The 16704-nt window shown below is 66.2% G+C and carries 17 protein-coding genes and 1 pseudogene; 10 read left to right on the forward strand and 8 right to left on the reverse strand.

Going from position 1 to position 16704, the window contains the following annotated elements; genetic code table 11:
* Positions 1–146: 146 nt before the first annotated feature.
* The gene (locus tag DL519_RS46655; RefSeq protein ID WP_223840473.1) at positions 147–458 is read right to left on the reverse strand and encodes a hypothetical protein; all 312 of its coding nucleotides are present in this window, start codon (positions 456–458) and stop codon (positions 147–149) included.
* Here DL519_RS46655 and DL519_RS50080 point away from each other — a divergent pair.
* Both DL519_RS50080 and DL519_RS17170 read left to right on the forward strand, forming a co-directional pair.
* A complete protein-coding gene (locus tag DL519_RS50080) occupies positions 384–860 on the forward strand; it encodes an FAD-dependent oxidoreductase (RefSeq protein WP_223840305.1) in 477 nt (158 codons plus the stop codon). The two genes, DL519_RS46655 and DL519_RS50080, sit on opposite strands and share 75 nt — an antisense overlap.
* Positions 752–1750 (forward strand): integrase core domain-containing protein, encoded by a 999-nt coding sequence (locus tag DL519_RS17170; RefSeq protein WP_223840306.1) that lies wholly within the window; start codon positions 752–754, stop codon positions 1748–1750. Before DL519_RS50080 ends, DL519_RS17170 begins: the two co-directional genes overlap by 109 nt.
* A 106-nt stretch (positions 1751–1856) precedes the next feature.
* Here the strand turns inward: DL519_RS17170 and DL519_RS48745 are convergent, their stop codons facing one another.
* On the reverse strand, positions 1857–1979 hold the full coding sequence (locus tag DL519_RS48745) for a hypothetical protein (protein WP_263399661.1): 123 nt from the start codon (positions 1977–1979) through the stop codon (positions 1857–1859).
* Between the two features lie 10 nt (positions 1980–1989).
* On the reverse strand, positions 1990–2349 hold the full coding sequence (locus DL519_RS17175; RefSeq protein WP_190816268.1) for a hypothetical protein: 360 nt from the start codon (positions 2347–2349) through the stop codon (positions 1990–1992).
* 315 nt (positions 2350–2664) lie between these two features.
* On the opposite strand from DL519_RS17175, the gene DL519_RS17180 reads away from it, so the two are divergent.
* The 8 genes from DL519_RS17180 to DL519_RS17215 all read left to right on the forward strand — a co-directional run bounded on the left by DL519_RS17180 (position 2665) and on the right by DL519_RS17215 (position 11930).
* Positions 2665–3618 (forward strand): MaoC family dehydratase, encoded by a 954-nt coding sequence (locus DL519_RS17180; protein ID WP_190816270.1) that lies wholly within the window; start codon positions 2665–2667, stop codon positions 3616–3618.
* 65 nt (positions 3619–3683) lie between these two features.
* Entirely contained in the window at positions 3684–5054 is a 1371-nt protein-coding gene (locus DL519_RS17185; protein ID WP_190816272.1) for an MFS transporter, read from the forward strand.
* Complete coding sequence (locus DL519_RS17190; RefSeq protein WP_190816274.1) at positions 5051–6058, forward strand: MaoC family dehydratase; 1008 nt, start codon at positions 5051–5053, stop codon at positions 6056–6058. Before DL519_RS17185 ends, DL519_RS17190 begins: the two co-directional genes overlap by 4 nt.
* Before the next feature lie 34 nt (positions 6059–6092).
* Positions 6093–7793, forward strand: coding sequence for a thiamine pyrophosphate-binding protein (locus DL519_RS17195; protein WP_190816276.1), 1701 nt, complete (start codon positions 6093–6095; stop codon positions 7791–7793).
* A gap of 5 nt (positions 7794–7798) precedes the next feature.
* Positions 7799–8995 carry a CaiB/BaiF CoA transferase family protein gene (locus DL519_RS17200; RefSeq protein ID WP_190816278.1) on the forward strand — a complete coding sequence of 399 codons (1197 nt, stop codon included), beginning with the start codon at positions 7799–7801 and terminating at the stop codon, positions 8993–8995.
* 2 nt (positions 8996–8997) lie between these two features.
* Positions 8998–9714, forward strand: a complete 717-nt coding sequence (locus DL519_RS17205) for a GntR family transcriptional regulator (protein WP_223839143.1) — start codon at positions 8998–9000, stop codon at positions 9712–9714.
* A complete protein-coding gene (locus tag DL519_RS17210) occupies positions 9711–11129 on the forward strand; it encodes a xylulokinase (RefSeq protein ID WP_190816280.1) in 1419 nt (472 codons plus the stop codon). Before DL519_RS17205 ends, DL519_RS17210 begins: the two co-directional genes overlap by 4 nt.
* 225 nt (positions 11130–11354) lie before the next feature.
* Positions 11355–11930 carry a transposase family protein gene (locus DL519_RS17215; protein ID WP_190816281.1) on the forward strand — a complete coding sequence of 192 codons (576 nt, stop codon included), beginning with the start codon at positions 11355–11357 and terminating at the stop codon, positions 11928–11930.
* An 18-nt stretch (positions 11931–11948) separates the two neighbouring features.
* Here DL519_RS17215 and DL519_RS17220 read toward each other — a convergent pair whose 3' ends face one another.
* The 5 genes and pseudogenes from DL519_RS17220 to DL519_RS46665 form a co-directional block, all read right to left on the reverse strand.
* Positions 11949–13298 (reverse strand): IS701 family transposase, encoded by a 1350-nt coding sequence (locus DL519_RS17220; protein ID WP_449619141.1) that lies wholly within the window; start codon positions 13296–13298, stop codon positions 11949–11951.
* 1300 nt (positions 13299–14598) lie between these two features.
* On the reverse strand, positions 14599–14943 hold the full coding sequence (locus tag DL519_RS46660) for a hydantoinase/oxoprolinase N-terminal domain-containing protein (RefSeq protein WP_263399662.1): 345 nt from the start codon (positions 14941–14943) through the stop codon (positions 14599–14601).
* A gap of 16 nt (positions 14944–14959) precedes the next feature.
* Positions 14960–15082: pseudogene (locus DL519_RS50085) on the reverse strand (hydantoinase/oxoprolinase N-terminal domain-containing protein); the annotation flags it as partial.
* A gap of 852 nt (positions 15083–15934) precedes the next feature.
* Entirely contained in the window at positions 15935–16141 is a 207-nt protein-coding gene (locus tag DL519_RS17235; RefSeq protein ID WP_190816285.1) for a hypothetical protein, read from the reverse strand.
* 57 nt (positions 16142–16198) lie between these two features.
* Positions 16199–16594 (reverse strand): MMPL family transporter, encoded by a 396-nt coding sequence (locus DL519_RS46665; RefSeq protein ID WP_223839144.1) that lies wholly within the window; start codon positions 16592–16594, stop codon positions 16199–16201.
* Between the last annotated feature and the right edge of the window lie 110 nt (positions 16595–16704).

Raw genomic sequence — 16704 nt, forward strand, 5'->3', positions numbered from 1 at the left:
ACATTGTCGCCGACTCGTGGTGCTGCGCGACATCACGCTAGGTCGGGGCGATATCAGCGATTTATCGATGACATTTTCCGTCCTCAGTGGACAATCTGCTCGCAGGGCCGACGACAGGGCCGTCGTCGCGGACCGCCGCTGGCGATTCAGGTGGCGGAGGGCAGATTCTGGACTTCCACGCGATACAGCTCCGATGGGTTGGTGCAGACCGACTGCGGATGTCCGTAGACCTCAAGTGCCACCAGGCCGTAGCGACCCTCCACGGAGCGGTCGCGGAGTACCGCGACAACACGCGGGGCAGCCGCTTCACCGCCAACGCCGACCATCTCGCTGAGGAAACGGTGGCACAGCGATTCCGCTCGCTGCCCGCTCGCGCCCGGGAGGTGCTCGAGACGACAGTACGCGGCGGGTCCATAGGCGACGCAGAACACCTGAGCGCGCGCTATGCCCTCCGTCACTTCGCCAGCTACCCGGCCCACGAGAAGGAAAACCGCCTATTCGTGCTGAACGGCATGCAGGCACTCACTACCGGCATGGCCGCACGCCTCGCGCCGGGGACGATCGAGCTCTCCACCCAGGTCACGAAGGTGACATCCGACGCCACCGCTGGCGTTTACGCCGTCTCTGCGACGGGCCCCGCGGGGCCCGTCGAGTACCACGCCCGCCAGGTGCTGCTCGCTGTGCCCGCTACGCTCGTCGACTCCCGGCGCGCGCAGCCGTGGTCGACGATCTGCAGCGGCCCGTCGGTGCCATACACTTCGCCGGTGACTGGACCTCGCCTTTCGCCGGGACTCACGGCGCGCTCGGTGAGGCCGAGCGGGTCGCCGACGCAGTACTCACCAATGCAGGCATGGCCCTAAATCTACTGCGCAGGTTGCGGTTGCTGGTGCGTCCGGACACGGTGCTGCGCTGGCACCGCGACTTGGTCGCACGCCGCCATGCGACTGCTTCCAAACCGAAGCGCCCTGGCCGGCCACGCACCGTACGCTCCGTGCGGGTTTTGGTGCTGCGCCTGGCCAAGGAGAACCCCAGCTGGGGATACCGTCGACTCCACGGCGAATTGCTCGTCCTGGGCGTGAAAGTGGCCCCTTCGACCGTCTGGGAAATCCTGCAGGCAGCGGGGATAGACCCCGCACCCGAACGAAACTCCAGCACATGGGCCAACTTCCTGCGCTCGCAGGCCGACGCCTTGCCGGCTTGCGACTTCTTCGAGACGGTCACCCTGTCCGGGGCGAGGATGTACGTGCTCGCCGTCATCGAGCACGCCACCCGGCGGATCCGGATCCTGGGCGCCACCGCACACCCGACAGCCTCCTGGGTGACGCAAGCTACCAGGAATCTCGTCATGGACCTCGAAGACGCAGGCTGCCGAGCGCGGTTCCTAATCCGGGACCGCGACGGCAAATTCCCTGCCCTGTTCGATACGGTTCTGTCGGATACCGGGATCGAGGTCGTGCTCAGCGGCGTTCAGATGCCGAGGATGAACTCAATCATGGAGAGGTGGGTGCAGACCTGCCGGCGGGAGCTTCTGGATCGCGCTTTGATCTGGAACCAGCGTCACCTCCTCCACGTCCTGCGCGAGTTCGAACAGTTCTACAACGAACACCGCCCGCACCAGGGCATCGCCAACATCCGCCCGCTGAACCCCTTACCCACGCCTATCGCAGATCCCGACAAGATCGCTCGCCTGAACATACGCCGACGCGATCGCCTCGGCGGCATCCTCCACGAGTACGAGCATGCCGCATGACCTGCACGGATGAGGTTTTCGGCAAAGGCAACGTCCGGCGACAACTAGCCTAGAGAAAAGCCTGAAACGACCGCCGCCACGACGAGTTGCGTTTTGCCGACCAGCTTCACGAATCCTCGGTCGTTGCGCGGCCGTAGTAGCTCAGCACGCCGCGAGCTCCGTGGAGGGCGAAGTCCACTTCCGGGGTCGCGGGTTTTGCGGCCATGTCGATGATCTCGCGCATCGTCACATTGATCAGATCATCGAGCGCGCCAGCGCGCCGCCGGATCGGTTCGGTCCTGCGCATCCGGGGCGAAGTCCGCCTCGGAGTTCCGCAGGCCCTCGCGCAGTTTCCGCACCAGCTTCATGAAGCTGCCGTGACCGCGACCGGACACCAGGTCGTCGGCGCGGGACGCCAGCAGTCCGGCCAGGTAGGCGATGTCCTCAACGTGGTTGCCGAGCCACTTGCGGCGCGGGTAGACGCCGCCGAGTTCGGGCCACCGCTTTCGGGCCGTCTGACGGGAACGACCGGTGACCGCGTTCAGGTCGGCAAAGCTCGCGCCGAGCCACACCGTTTCCCCCGCGGGCGCAGCGGTGTGCCGCCACGCCGCCTCGGACATCAAATCCTCCGCATCCAGCGCGGCGCGCAACCTACCGGGCGCGGCCAGCCGGCACTCCTGCTCGTAGCCGACATCGCTTTCGCGCCCGGATCGATCGTCTCGACCGGTATCGCGTCCGCCAACTCCCGGACCAGCCGCCCGGCTTCTTCCGCCGAAATGCCAACACCTCCTTGTGAACCCGAGGTTCACAGTCGGCCCGATCTCACCCTTGATGGCGGGTTGACAACGCCAGAGTCCCCGCCTAGCTTTTCACACCAAGTCGTCTATACAACTAGTCATTTTGGTGCCCCGTAACGGGCCGACATGGAGGTGACAATGGCGTCGCAGCTGAAAGAAGCTCGCTTCGAGCTGGTCGAGGTGCCCGAGCCGATGGGGCCGGTCACCGTGACGGTCGACCGGCGCAAGGTGCTCGACTACGCCTATAGCGAGGACGACTTCGGGTCGTGGTACTTCGACGACTCACCGTTCGGCGGCCCGGTCGGCCACCCGCTCGTGCTCGCCAACGATCTGCTGTTCCTCTTCTACGAGAACTACGACGGGAACACCGCCCAGGGCCTGCACACGCACGAGCACCTAACGTTCCACTCCCCCATCCCCATGGGCGAGACGGTGACGATCGAGGGTGGCTACGTCGAGAAGTACGAGCGCCGTGGCCAGGGCTACGTCGTGCTCGAAGCCGAGGCGCGCGGGGCGGACGGGCGACTGCTGGTGCGCCATGTCGGCAAAGAGATCATGCGTACCGTCGCGGGAGAGGTCGTCGGCAAGAGCCGGGCCGCGAACGACAAGCGCCCGCGGACGGTACGAGGCACGGTCGACGCGAGCCTGCCCGTGGTCAGCCGGGCCCGGCTCGACGCCCCTGAGCACGCTTCCATCCCCACGCGGACAACGACGTTCACACAGGACCAGATGTCGGTCTTCTCCTGGGCCGGGCGTGGCTACGCCAACGTGCACACGCACCAGACCAAGGCAGCCGCTTCCGGGCTCGACCGCACGATCGTGCAGGCTCAGCAGCAAACCGGGTTCATCATCGCCAACCTGGTCGAGGTCTTCGGCGCGAGCTTCTTCACCTCAGGCGAACTCGACCTTCGCTTCGTTTCGCCCGCCTTCGTCGGTGACGAGCTGACCACCGGCGGCGCCGTCGTCGGCGCCAGCGACGACAGGCTTGACTTGGAAGTCTGGGTGGACAAGGCCGACGGGACGCGCACCGCGCTCGGCTGGGCTTCCGCACGCGCCGAGGACGACCCGAATCGTCCGCATTCGTTGATCTGACCGAGACCGGTCAGGCCCGCTCCCCCTACTCAACGAACTGCCGTCAGATCGACAAGGGAGTCATCGTGGCAGAATCTTCCTCCACCGCGCCGCCCGCGACCGAGCGGGAACGTACCAAGCTGGCCCAGCGGGCCGCCGTCGCCAGCCTCGTCGGTACCGCGGTCGAGTGGTACGACTACTTCATCTTCGGCACCGCCTCCGCGCTGCTGTTCGGCAAGTTGTTCTTCCCCAACGCCGAAGATCCGATCATCGGAACGCTCTCGGCCTTCGCGGTCTTCGGCGTCGGCTTCGTCGCCCGCCCGGTGGGCGGCATCGTCTTCGGCCACTTCGGCGACAAGTTCGGCCGGAAGGCCGCGCTCATCACCACCCTCATGCTGATGGGAATCTCGACTTTCCTCATCGGCCTGCTACCCACGACCAAAGACATCGGGATCTGGGCCCCCACGCTGCTCGTCGTGCTCCGGCTCGTGCAAGGTTTCGGCGTTGGCGGGGAGTGGGGCGGCGCCTCGCTGGTCGCGGTCGAATACGCGCCTGAGAACAAACGCGGCGCATACGGCAGCTTCCCACAGATCGGCAACGCAGTGGGGCTGGTCTTCTCCACGAGCATCTTCGCGCTCGTCTCACTGCTGCCCGACAATGCGCTGCTTTCGTGGGGCTGGCGCGTCCCATTCCTGCTCAGCGCCGTGCTCATCGCGGTCGGGCTGTTCATCCGTTTCCAGCTCACCGAGACACCGGCCTTCCAGGCCGCACAGGAACGGCTGGAGAAACAAAGCGCCGACGCCAGAGCCAAAGAGAAGATGCCGATCGCCGAACTGTTCAGGAATTTCAAGAGGCCGCTGCTGCTCGCGATGGGCATGCGGTTCGGTGAGGCGGTCTTCGGCTACATCATCCTCACGATCGGCCTCACGTTCGCGACGAACTACACCGAGATCCCGCGCACGGACGTGCTCATCGCCGGCACGATCGCGGCTGCGCTGGCGATCTACACCTACTACTACTTCGGCAAGCTGTCCGACCGGATCGGCCGGCGCGCGGTCTTCATCATCGGCTCAGTGGTGGGAACGGTTGTCGCGTTCCCGTTCTTCTGGATCCTGGACTCCGACTCCATCCTGCTGATGTACGTGATCTACGCCGTTGCCTACGCGATCGGAGTAGGCGCGCTCTACGGTGTAGAACCGGCGTTCTTCGCGGAGTTGTTCGGCACGAAGGTCCGTTACACCGGTATCTCGTTGGCCGCACAGATCCCGAGCATTCTGATCGGACTGTGGCCGCTCGCCTCGACTGCACTGCTGGCGGCCACGGACGGAGATCCGTGGCCCATCGCCCTCATCACGGCGATCGCCACGCTGATCGGCTTGGCCTGCGCCTTCATGGCCCCCGAGACCAACAAGGCCGACATGACGCGCATCGGCGAGGAGAGCGAGGAAGCCCGATGACAGACCCGTCCGAAAGCCCGTGGCGGGACCTGACCGATCCACGTCGAGCCCTGAAGACCGCGGACCTGGAGGCAGGGCTCAAGGAGCCGGAGTTCGAGAACCTCGACATCCCCGAAAAGCTCGGCACCGCACAAGTCGTCGTGGACGATCACAAGATCAAGCGTTTCGCCTTCACCCATGACGATTACTCGCCCTGGCACCTGCACGAAAGCCCTTTCGACGGGCGACGAATCGGTCACGCGGCGTTGCTGGGCAATGACCTCGTCCAGCTCTTCACGCTCGTCTACGCCGCCAGCAAGGTCGTCGGCTACCACACCGAAGAGCAGATGTGGTTCGACGGCCCGGCGCTGCTGGACGAGATCGTCACGCTCACCGGCACCTACACGGAAGCCTACGAACGCCGCGGCGAGGGCTACGTCGTGATGGAGGCTCAGGCGACCGGCGAGGGCGGCCGCAGCATCGTCCGCCACCGCGGCGTCGAGATCCTCAAGACCACCCCCGGCGCGATCGGCGGGCGCGGCTCGGCGACGCCGAGCCGTCGGGTCACCGGCGAAGTCGACGACAACGCGCGGGTCATCGAGACCGTGGACGCCGACGTGCGGATCGGCGACGTGCTCGCTCCGCTGCGCAAAACGATCACCGCCGAGCAAGCAGCGGTTTTCAGCCGCATCGGCGAGTACGTCCGCAACATCCACAACGACATCGACGTGGCCCGCGCCGGCGGCCTGCGAGTGCCGATCGTGCAAGGCCAGCAGCAGTTCGGCGTCCTGGCCCAGTTGCTCACCCTCCGATGTGGACCGACCTTCCTCACCTCAGGGTGGATGCGAGTCAAGTTCCTCGCTCCGCTCGACGTCTTCGAGCAGTTCACCTCGACCGGCGTCGTGACCGCCGTCACCCCCGTCGACGGCGGTCACCACGTCGACCTGGAGATCTGGGTACGCCGCGACTCGGACGACCGTCTCATGACGGCCGGCTGGGCCAGCGCGACCGTACCCGCGTCCTGACCGACCGCACCGACACAGAAAGCCGATCCGCTAAATGAGCACCCCCAAGACCGGCGGCCAGCTCGTCGTTGAAATGCTGCGCTCCTTCGGCGTCGAGTACGTCTTCGGCGTCGTCGGCGGCCAGACCCTCGCCATCATCGACGCGATCATCGACACCCCCGGTATCGAGGTCATTCACACCCGGCACGAGAACGCGGCCGCCGTGATGATGGACGCCTACGGACGACTCACCGGCAAGCCAGCCGCCTGCATCTCGACCACCGGCCCCGGCGCGACCAACCTCCTCACCGGTGTCGGCGGCGCCTACCGCGACTCCAGCCCCGGCTTCGTTCTCACGTGCAACAACAACGGCGAGAACATCCACAAGGACGACGCGCAGAACGCCGACCACGTCGAGCTCATGAAACCGCTCGTCAAGTACTCCCGACTCGTGGCCCACGCCTCGTCGATCAAGCAGGCCATGGAAGAGGCCTACGTCAACGCGCTCACCGGCAACCCCGGCCCGGTGCACCTCGACTTCGCCCGCGACACCATCGAGGGCGAAGTCCTCAACCCGCCCACCGTTCCCGAGCTGCACCCGAGCCGGGATTGGGTCAGCGAGCGCCCCTCCGCCAACCCGGTCGCCCTCGCCCGTGTCGCCGAGCGCGTGCTGAGTGCCGATCGGCCGGTCATCTGGCTGGGCAACGGCGGCAACCGCGCACGCGCCAGTGATGATGTGCTGGCCCTCGCCGACGCCCTCGGCATCCCCGTCGTCACGACCTTCAACGGCATCGGCTCGGTTCCGACGACCCATCCGCTCGTGTTCGGCGCTGTCAGTCGGATGGGCACCGCGCTGTCCGGCGAGGTCCTCGCCGATGCCGACGTCGTGCTCGCCCTCGGCAACAGCCTGAACGCCGTGTCGACGGGACGGTGGAAGCGCAAGCTGCCCGAGGTCATCCAGGTCGACGTCGACCCGACCATGATCGGCCGCTACTACTCCGAGGTCACCCAGGGGGTGGTGAGCGATCTCGGCTCGTTCGCCCGTGACCTCGTCGCGGCCATCGGCGAGCGCGCCGAGGCTGCCAGGCAGGGGCGCGCGGAGTGGATCGCGTCGTTGCAAAAGGCGCGCACCGTGTGGTGGCAGGGCTCAGAGGTCTCGGACACCGAGGCCGAGGGAGACCTCTCACCGGCCGACATCGTGCGCACCCTCCGCGAGGTCTCGCCGGCAGAGACCCTGCTGATCCCGGACGCCGGAAACCCCGGTGTGTGGTCGTTCCTCTGGGAGATCACGCAGCCGAACACCTACATCAAGCCGGTCGGCTTCGGCAACATGGGGTTCGCACTCCCCTCGGCGATCGCGGCGTCACTGATCGATCCTCGGCGCCCCGTTCTCGCCATGATCGGAGACGGTTCGCTCGGCATGAGCCTCGGCGAGATCGAGACGCTCGCACGCGTCGGCGGCAACGTTTGCATCGTTGTCCTCAACGACTCCAGCTACGGCAACATCCGGCAGGAACAGGAGCTGCACTTCAACGGCCGTACGATCGGCGTCGACTTCGGACCCGTCGACTTCGGCATGGCGGCCCGTGCGATGGGAGTCGACGGCGAGATGATCAACAGTCTGCCTGAGTTGCGCCGACGCGTCGCGGACGCCTTCGCCGCGGGCGAGCCGGTGGTCCTGGACGTGCGGATCGACCGCACCGTCAACGCGTGGACCTTCCCGTCGTTCGTCGCGCAGCGAACGAAGGAGGGATGACGAGGATGCCGGAAGCGACAACGGGGCCGCTCACCGGAGTGAAGGTCCTGGACCTCTCACGGTTCATCGCGGGGCCGCTGTGCACGCAGATCCTGGCCGACTTCGGAGCCGAGGTCGTGAAGGTCGAGCGTCCCAGTGGGGAAGACTCCCGTCACCACGGGCCGTACCACGAGGACGAGAGCATCTACATGTTCCTGTACCACCGGAACAAGTACGACGCGAGCCTGGACACTCGTCACCCCGAAGCCCTGGGCATCCTCGAAAGGCTCATCGAGTGGGCAGATGTCGTGGTGGAGAACTACCGCCCGGGCACCATCGAGAAAATGGGCATTGGCTACGAGCGCATGAAGGAGCTCAACCCCGACATCGTCCTCGTGTCGGTCTCCGGCTTCGGCCAGACGGGACCGGACTCGCGTCGCGCCCTCTTCGACGCCATCTCCCAAGCGTCGTCCGGGCTCATGAGCATGACCGGTGAGCCCGACGGGAAGCCGACTCTGAGCGGCACCTACATCGCCGACTACACCACGGCTTACCAGGCAGCGATCGGTGCCCTGCTGGCGATCCTGCACCGCGAACGCACGGGCGAAGGTCAACTCGTGGACGTCGCGTCGTTCGACACGATGTTCTCCGCCCTCGGCATCCGCCTCATCTCCCAGCTCATGCTCGACCTGGACATGCCGCGGAGCGGATCGCGCGACCTGCTTACGGCACCGGTCAACGTGTATGAGGCCGCGGACGGCCCGATCTACATCCAGGCGGGAACGGCATCGCTGTTCCCCAAGCTCTGTGCGGTCATGAAGCGGCCGGACCTTGCCGAGGACCCGCACTTCGCCACCGTGAAGGGCAGGATGGAGCACCAGGAATTCCTGGAGGGCGAGATCGGCGCGTGGGCGGCCACCCGTACGACGGACGAGATCGCGCACACGCTCGACGAGGCGGGCGTGCCGAACGCCAAGGTCGCCTCCGTCGCCGAGGTAGCGAAGTCACCGCAGATCGCCGCGCGTGACATGATCGTCGAGTCCGAACATCCGGAACTCGGAACCATCCGCATGCCCGGCAACCCGATCAAGATGGAAAAGACCCCGCCCACCATCCGCAAAGCACCTCCGCGGGTGGGCGAGGACAACGAGCACGTGTACCGAGCGATCCTGGGGATGTCCGACGAGGACCTGATCCGGCTACACCAAGCAGGAGCGATCTGATCATGGTGCGCGCACCCAGGTATCGGATCATCTACGACGACATCGTCTCGCAGATCCAGGCCGGCGCGCTGGCCCCGGCAGCGCAGCTGCCTGGCGAGAACGATCTCGCCAGGCAGTACGGGGTCAGTCGGATGACCGTGCGCCAGGCGCTCGATCTGCTGGACTCCGAGAACTTCGTCGTACGCAAACAGGGCAGCGGCACCTTCGTCAGCGAGACCGCGAAACGCGGGCGTCGGCTCAACCGGCTGCGTTCCTTCGCCGACGAGATCGCGGGCACCTCCGGGAAGGTGTCGAGCCGGATCGTGCGTGCCGAGACGGCGCGGGCGACTGCCGAGGTGGCCAACGTCTTCGGCATCGCCGAGGGCGATGTGGTCAACCGCATCACCCGAGTGCGGTTGATCGACAACACCCCCGCCGCCCTGCAAGATGCCTGGGTGCCCTACGCCGTAGCACCGTCGCTGTGCCGCGAGACCTTGCTCGCCGGCTCCCTTTACCGAACGCTGAACGAGCGCTTCGGTGTCCAGCTGCGATATGCCGACCAATCCATGACGGGGGCCCTGCTCACCCTGGAGCAGGCCGCCCTGCTCGGTACCGAGCAGGGCAGGGCCGTGCTCGAAGCCCGCCGCACGACTTACGGTGCGGCCGGTGAGATCGTCGAGTTCACTACGAGCTGGACTCTGCCGGAGTTCCCCGTGCTGCTCCGGATCGATGCCGAGTGAGCGCCCACGTCATCGCCGTCGATGTCGGCACCTCTGCCGTTCGCGCCGCTCTTGTGCACGCCGACGGGCACATAGCCTCCGCCAGCCACCTCCCGCGGGCGTCGAGCCTGGGCGGCGAGACCTTCAAAGCGGAGTCGCTGCACAAGGAGGTGCTGGCCGCGCTCGCCGGGCTCGCGGACCACCCGGCCCCGTCCGCGCTGGCGATCGCCGCGCACATCGGAACGGTCCCGGTCTCCGCCGATGTCGAACCCGTCGACCTCGGCGGTGGTTGGGCCGACTCCCGGGGCAATCAGCAGCTCACCACCATCGACCAGTCGACCGCACAGCAAATCCTGCGTGCCGCAGGCCGTCCGGCTTTGACCGGAGGGGCGCTCGCCTACCTGCTCGGCCTCGACCCGGTGCATGTCGCACGCGTCGGCACCGTGCTCTCACCCAAGGACTACCTGGTGGCGCGACTGACCGGACGGCTCGCCACCGACACCGTCAATGCCGCCTACACGTTGGCCTCCGACGTACGCCGACGGTCGTGGAACGTTACCGCCCTGAAGCAACTCGGGCTGGAGCCGTCGCTGTTCCCGCCGCAGGTGGAACCGGTATCCGTGGTGGGTGAGCTGACCGCCGGGGCAGCCACGGCGACTGGCCTGCCGACGGGACTGCCCGTCGTGGCGGGCGGCCCGGACGGTTCCGTCGGCATCGGTCTGCTCCTGGGTACGGACCAGGAGCTCATCGCCGATGTCGCGGGCACGACCGACGTCGTCGGTCGCCTGCTCCCGCGCGACGCGGAGGCACCCGAGGGCGCGGTGCTCAACCCTTCGGTGCTGCCTGGGCGCTTCGTCGCCGGCGGAGCGACCGGACTCACCGGTGGTGCGGTCGCACGGTGGCGCTCCCTCGTGGGCTCGGTCGAGGACGTACGGCTCGCCGAGATCCCACCAGGCGCCAACGGACTCACCGTGATACCGACCATGACGGGTTCGCGCTTTCCGCATTGGCGTCCCGGGTCGCGCGGCGCGGTACTCGGACAACGGCCCGAGCACGAAGCAGCACATCTACTCCGAGCTGCCCAAGAAGCCGCGACGTTCACGGTCCGGGAAGGTCTCGATCTGCTCGACCCATCCGGGCGGCTTCGGGTCGCTCTTGCCGGGGGCTCTGCCCGCAGCGCGCATGTGGCGCAGCTACGGGCCGACGCTCTCGCACGCCCGCTCCTGGTCTCGTCGGAGCCGGACGTGACCCTGCTCGGCGCCGCAGCGCTCGCCTTCTCCGGTTCCGGCGAAGCCACGGATCCGGACGCCCTGCGATCATGTCTCCTCGGCAGGATGCGCGAGATCGAACCCGATGCCGCCCGCTCGGCGCACTACGCGGAGCTCTACGCGCACTGGCGCCGGACGCGCGACACGATCGACGGAGCACAGGACTGACAGTCCGGCCCCCGGCAACGACCTCGACGATTTCGATGGGTTTTTTCATCCTGTTTGTGCTGGTGGTGGGGGTGGACCGGTCAGGGGAACGTCAAAGTTTGTGATCTTGGCGTGAAATCCTGAGCGCTCGGTGCTGCGCGGTGTGTCTGGACGTGAGTGGTGGCCTCCTGCCTGCGATGATGCGGGTTACCACACCTTGATCATCGTCCAAACAGGACACCACCAGTGTCAGTGTCGCATGTCCAGGATTCGTGCTCGCCGATTGCTGGTGAGCTCGGTGCGTCTTGGGATGTCGATGTTGCCGCGGTGGGCAGGCTGGTCGAGATGCTGGGCCGGGTACCTGATCCGCGCAAACCGCGCGGGGTGCGGCACCGGATCGGTTCGGTGCTGACGGTGACCGTGTTCGCAGCGCTGGCCGGGGCTCGCAACTTCCGGGAAGCGGGAGATCACGCCGCGGACCTGCCGCAGGAGTTGCTGGCGTTGGCCGGATGCCGTCGGCATCCGCTGACCGGGCGTCATGTCGCGCCCAGCGAGCCCACGATCCGTCGGGTGGCACACGATATCGACGCTGACGCCGCCGATGAACAGGTATGCCGGTGGATGCGGGAGCAGGTCCGGGATTACGCCGTGGTCGCCGCGCTGGCGCAGAGCGCCGCCGAAGCGGGTGCTGACGATGATCACGAACTGGTCGGTGTGGCCATGGATGGCAAGACGGTACGGAACGCGGTGGCACCCTGCGATCCGGAACGCAACGGCCCCACCTGTAAGTCGTGTTCTGCAGGAGGAAAACGATCTTACTAGTACGGCAGCAGCCATTCGCTAGCTGACCTGGGTGATGTCGATGTTGCGGGCGAGTCTGGTGCGTTTGTGGAACCAGCGTGATCGTGCTTGGTGTTTGCGACGCCAGTTCACCCAGTGGGTTTTGTGTTCGGGTGGCTGGGGTGTGGTGTTGGCGATCAGGTGCTTGATCTCGGGGATGGTGAGCGGGATCAGGCCGGGGTCGGTGGGTGGGGGCTGGTCCGGGTGTGCTGGTTCGGGGGCTTGGCTGTCGGTGCGGTCGCGCAGCAATGCGGCGGTGACGGCGCAGACAGCGAGGGCGGCGCAGACGAGCACGGTGTGCCGGGCGATCGCGGTGTAGAGCCTGGCCTGGGACTGGTCCAGGCCGAAGTAGTCCTTGCCGAACTCGAATCCTTCCTCGACGGGCCAGCGGAGTCCGGCGGCGCGGATCAGCCTCGCTTTGGTGAGCAGTTGTCCTTCGGGCACGAAGCAGTAGTGGAAGGCCAGTTCGCCGGTGCGCAGATGCTTGCGGATGAGCAGGTAGTGCCGGGGCGAGGCGGTGCTGATCCAGGCCCACGCGTACCACCGGTCGCCTTTGGAGCCCTTGCCGGCCGAGCGGATTTCCCACCGCCGCTTGTGTTTCAGTCCCTGCAGAAAGGTCTTGGTGGCTTGGGCGCAGGAGAGCACGAGGCCGCTGGGCAGGGTGATCCAGAAGTTCTTCTGGACCCGCAGCACATAGGCTTGCTGGCCGGCCTCGAAGTGCTCCCGCAACTCGGTGCAGTTGCCGTAAACCTCGTCGCCGCAGTAGAAATCGGGCCGTATCCCGTCCGAGGCCGCCGTGGTGCAGATGTCGATGGCCAGCTGTCCTTTGGTGCGGAAGGTCAGGTCTGCCGGTAGCCCCATGTGCCGCGACCGCACCGGGTCTGTGATGTGCTCGCCGGGAATCCACTGCCGGAACCCGATCAACGCGTGCCCGGTGCCTTCGCGCACATAGGACAGGTGCACCGTGTTGATCCCGTTCTCCACCCGGCCCGCGCAGCCCATATGCTGGCGTTTGACGCCCGCGGTGGACTCGCCTTTCTTCTGCTGCCCGGTCTCATCCAGTGCCCCGATCACGAGCTTCCCGCGCCGCCGCCCGCCCTTGCGGGCTGCCTCCTCCAGCCCGGACACCGCGAACCGCCGGATCTCGGTCATTGCCGCACCCTCATCCCAGCACGCCCGGTTCAGCAGCCGCTGCGTCCGGTCCGGGGTCCGGTCCCCGACATGCTGAGCAACCGTCCACCCGTTCCGCTTCGGCATCTCGCTCATCACCGCCCGCACATACTTACGGGCCTGCACGAACGGCTCAATCCGCCGGAAACACCAGCGCAGCCCCTCCAGCAACTCACCCAGCTTCCGCTCAGCCAGCCGAGCACCTATCCTGGGCGCCGCAGCCGCCTGCGATCCTGTTGTCTTCACAAACACATGATCAACAGGCGGCTGCTCCCCATCGCCACAGGCCCCCCAGTCACATGTCCCCGCAGGTCATAACCCAAATGGCTGCTGCCGTACTAGGTCGGGGTCGTTGTCTTATTTTTAGGTGATCAAATCGCCAGAATAACGCTCGTTGAAGTGGCGTAAGCCAATCGAAGTTTCAACGATCTACTCGCGAGCCATGTGTCGCCATGATCACTTGATTCCGCCCTCAGAGAACACGGACACCCGACTGACCCCATCGGCGACGGCAGTCAAAGCCGGTGATCCTTGGCCACCGGAACGATTCGTCAAGAGTGCACAGCGCGACGCGCGGCCCTCAATCACGCACCTCGCGGATGTCCGGGTCGCGGACGACCTCTCGCACCACTGGATGTCATCGTACCGAACGGACCGGTGTTGCCAGGTCCGGGCGGCGGCTTAGCATGCCCAAGTCCCCCGGCGTCGCCGGGTGGTGGAGCGCGGGTGCTGCACCCAGTTCCCAGCACGGCACCGTCGTGCTGGGAACGTACGTCGACAGCCGCCACGACGTCCAAGGATGCTGTTCCGGGTGGCTGATCTCCAGGCAGGCAAACCCGTCGCGATCATCAGCACGCAGATCACGGTCCGAAACCGGGTAGAGGCAGCACGCAGCTACCCCAAGGAATCAGGCATCCCTTCCGGAGGACCTGTTCGACCGAATCGGCCGCCCCCGCCTGGCGCTGATCACTTACCAACTGGACGTGGTTCCTGCAGGCGAGAGTTGTCACCGAGCAATGCGGCTTGCCCTTCCCAGAACGTCATCGCCACTCCACTCCATCTGCGCGCTGATCGCGACCGCACAGTGCAGGACAATGCCACCGACCTACGGAAACACTGGTGCGTGATACTGGGATCGAACCAACGGCCTCTACCATGTCGAGTTAGGACGTCAACACCTCAAGCGCAGAGCATTTTTCCTCTTCTCAGACTCGGAAACCGTGGCCACCATCAAGTTATGACCGGTGATGTTGTGGCCAGATGGTGCGGAGCGGCACTCTGCGTAGCCATATCGGTGATCCATGTGCTTGATCAAGGCGGATTTCCCGGCGACAAAGAACCCGCATATGTGGGCATCCTCTACTACATCCTGGAAGGCGCCGGGATAGTTGTCGCGTTACTGCTCATCAGTGGCATGGAAAAAATCGGCTGGCTTTTGTCCCTAGGAGTCGCCGCGGGGCCGCTGGCCGGTTATACCCTTTCACGGGGACCGGGCTTGCCTTATTACAGCGACGACATCGGGAACTGGCTCGAACCACTGGGGGTGCTGAGTCTCGTCGTCGAAGGCACCCTCCTCGTGCTGGGTGCCGTAATGTTCACGCGGGCGACGCGCAAAAGGCTCGCGCGAGTTCCGTAGAACCGCTGTCCGACGCGCGAGTGGTTCGAGCTTGGTCGCGGACAGGTCGTAGAGAGCGGGGCGGTTCTGCCGGGCGATCTGCAGGACGTCGGTGAAACCGTCGATGGTGACGAAGGCGGTGCGCGCGATCTTGCGCTTCAGCACGGCGTTGGTGGCCGTGGTGCTGCCGTGCGGGAGCAGCCGCAGCACGCCGCCGGGGCAGGCCCTCGGCGACGCCGCGCTGCACCCCTTCGGCCTGGTTCGCCGGCGTGGTGGGCACCTTCACGGCCTTCGACCGGTGACCGGGGGCGTGCACGACGACATCGGTGAACGTGCCTCCGACGTCCACCCCGGCACACGCCGTCCTGTCCAGACATCACACTCACCCGCGGCCAATCATCCCGCACTGCCGCGGTCGGGCAGCTGCGCTGCGGGCGCTGCCGGAGCGCGCGAAGAAAGCACTTGACCCCTATCACCGGCTGTAGTCGGGTCGTACCTTAGATTTGGAAGGAAATCCGGGGAACGGTTCTTGCGCTCCGAGGATAGATCGGGGAGATCAAGATGGCAAAGAGCCTTTTCACCATTTACGTGCCTGCCATGAGGAAGCGGGGGAACCGCAGCTACCACACTCGGCGTCACTGCAGGCTACACGGGACCTGCAAGACCGAGATCGTCCACTGACCTGGCGGCCGCTCAGCGTCGGATTCCTGTCGACGAAAAGCATTTGCGAGCAGAGGCGGTGACACGCGACCGAGCTCCACTTTGAGGCATTTGCGTTTCGAGAAATGGACAGGCGCGACGCGACGCTGTGTGACGGAAAGTAGGGGATTCGATTCGCTCTTGATGCTAGTAGCTGACCAAGAGCTTGTTTGGCGCACACTTGCCCGCCACCAGGGGCCGCAGGTCCCACTCACGCCGCGCCGCTCGGGCGCGAGGCCGACAGCGCGGTCCGGTTCTTCACCCGGCACTTCGGCCGAGCGGTCACCTCGCTGGCCTGGCGTGCGCGGTTGCGGCGTCCGGCTTGCCAGCCGGGCGCCGCGACCGCGGCCCCGGGTCCGGGTCCGGGTCCGGGTCCGGGTCCGGGTCCGGGTCCGGGTCCGACGAGCGAAGCCCAGGCCATCCCGGCAACACGCACAGGTGCGGGTAACGGCGCCCCCAACTCGGGCAGCATCACCCCCGCGCGAAGCCGACCCGTCCCAGCTCAGGATCGCGTTCCCGATGGCGACTGTAACCCGGCGAAGATCCGGTCGAGGTAGGAGCGCAACACCGGCCTTGCCTCCGCCACGGTGCGTTGGCCGATCAGGATGCTCGTGCCGAGGCCGTGGTTGAGCGCCAGCAGGTGCGCCACCTCGGTGGCGACATTCAGGTTCCCGGTAATCTCATCGACAGCACAGATGGCGGCGGCCACGAGACTGTGCAGCCGTGACACCGACGCCCGCGGTTCCGGCTGCCCCTGGGTACGGCGCTAAGCGCCCGGATGGGTGCCTGAACTGCCGTCGCGCCGATTCTCGTCCTGGAGCGCGATCAGCGCCGGCACCAGGTAGGAGCGGACGATGAATGCGTCCAGCAAGATGCCGACGCCCAGCGCGAACGCCAGTTCGCGGAACTGTGCGAGAGGCACCAGGGCGACGAACCCGAAACTGGCTGCCAGAGCAAGTCCTGCGGCGATGATCACGCGGCCGGAGCTGGGGACAGCCACCGTTAGTGCTTCGCGCAGCGGTCGCTTGCGAGCCTCGGCCCGGACATAGCCGACGCTGAAGAGGCTGTAATCAGAGCCAAACGAGATCAGCAGAGCCCCGGCTGCGAAGGGCACGAAGAAGACGAGGCCCTCCTTCTCGGTCACGTGTTCGAACAGCAGCAACGCGCTCGAACAGCAGTGCTGGGACCTCGTGCAGCGACACCGCCGCGAAGTGCTCGTCGTCCAGGCGGAAATCAATCGGCGCCTGAACGCCCTTGAGGACTTCCCCGGCC

Source organism: Saccharopolyspora pogona, from assembly GCF_014697215.1.
Taxonomy (GTDB): Bacteria; Actinomycetota; Actinomycetes; order Mycobacteriales; family Pseudonocardiaceae; genus Saccharopolyspora; species Saccharopolyspora hattusasensis.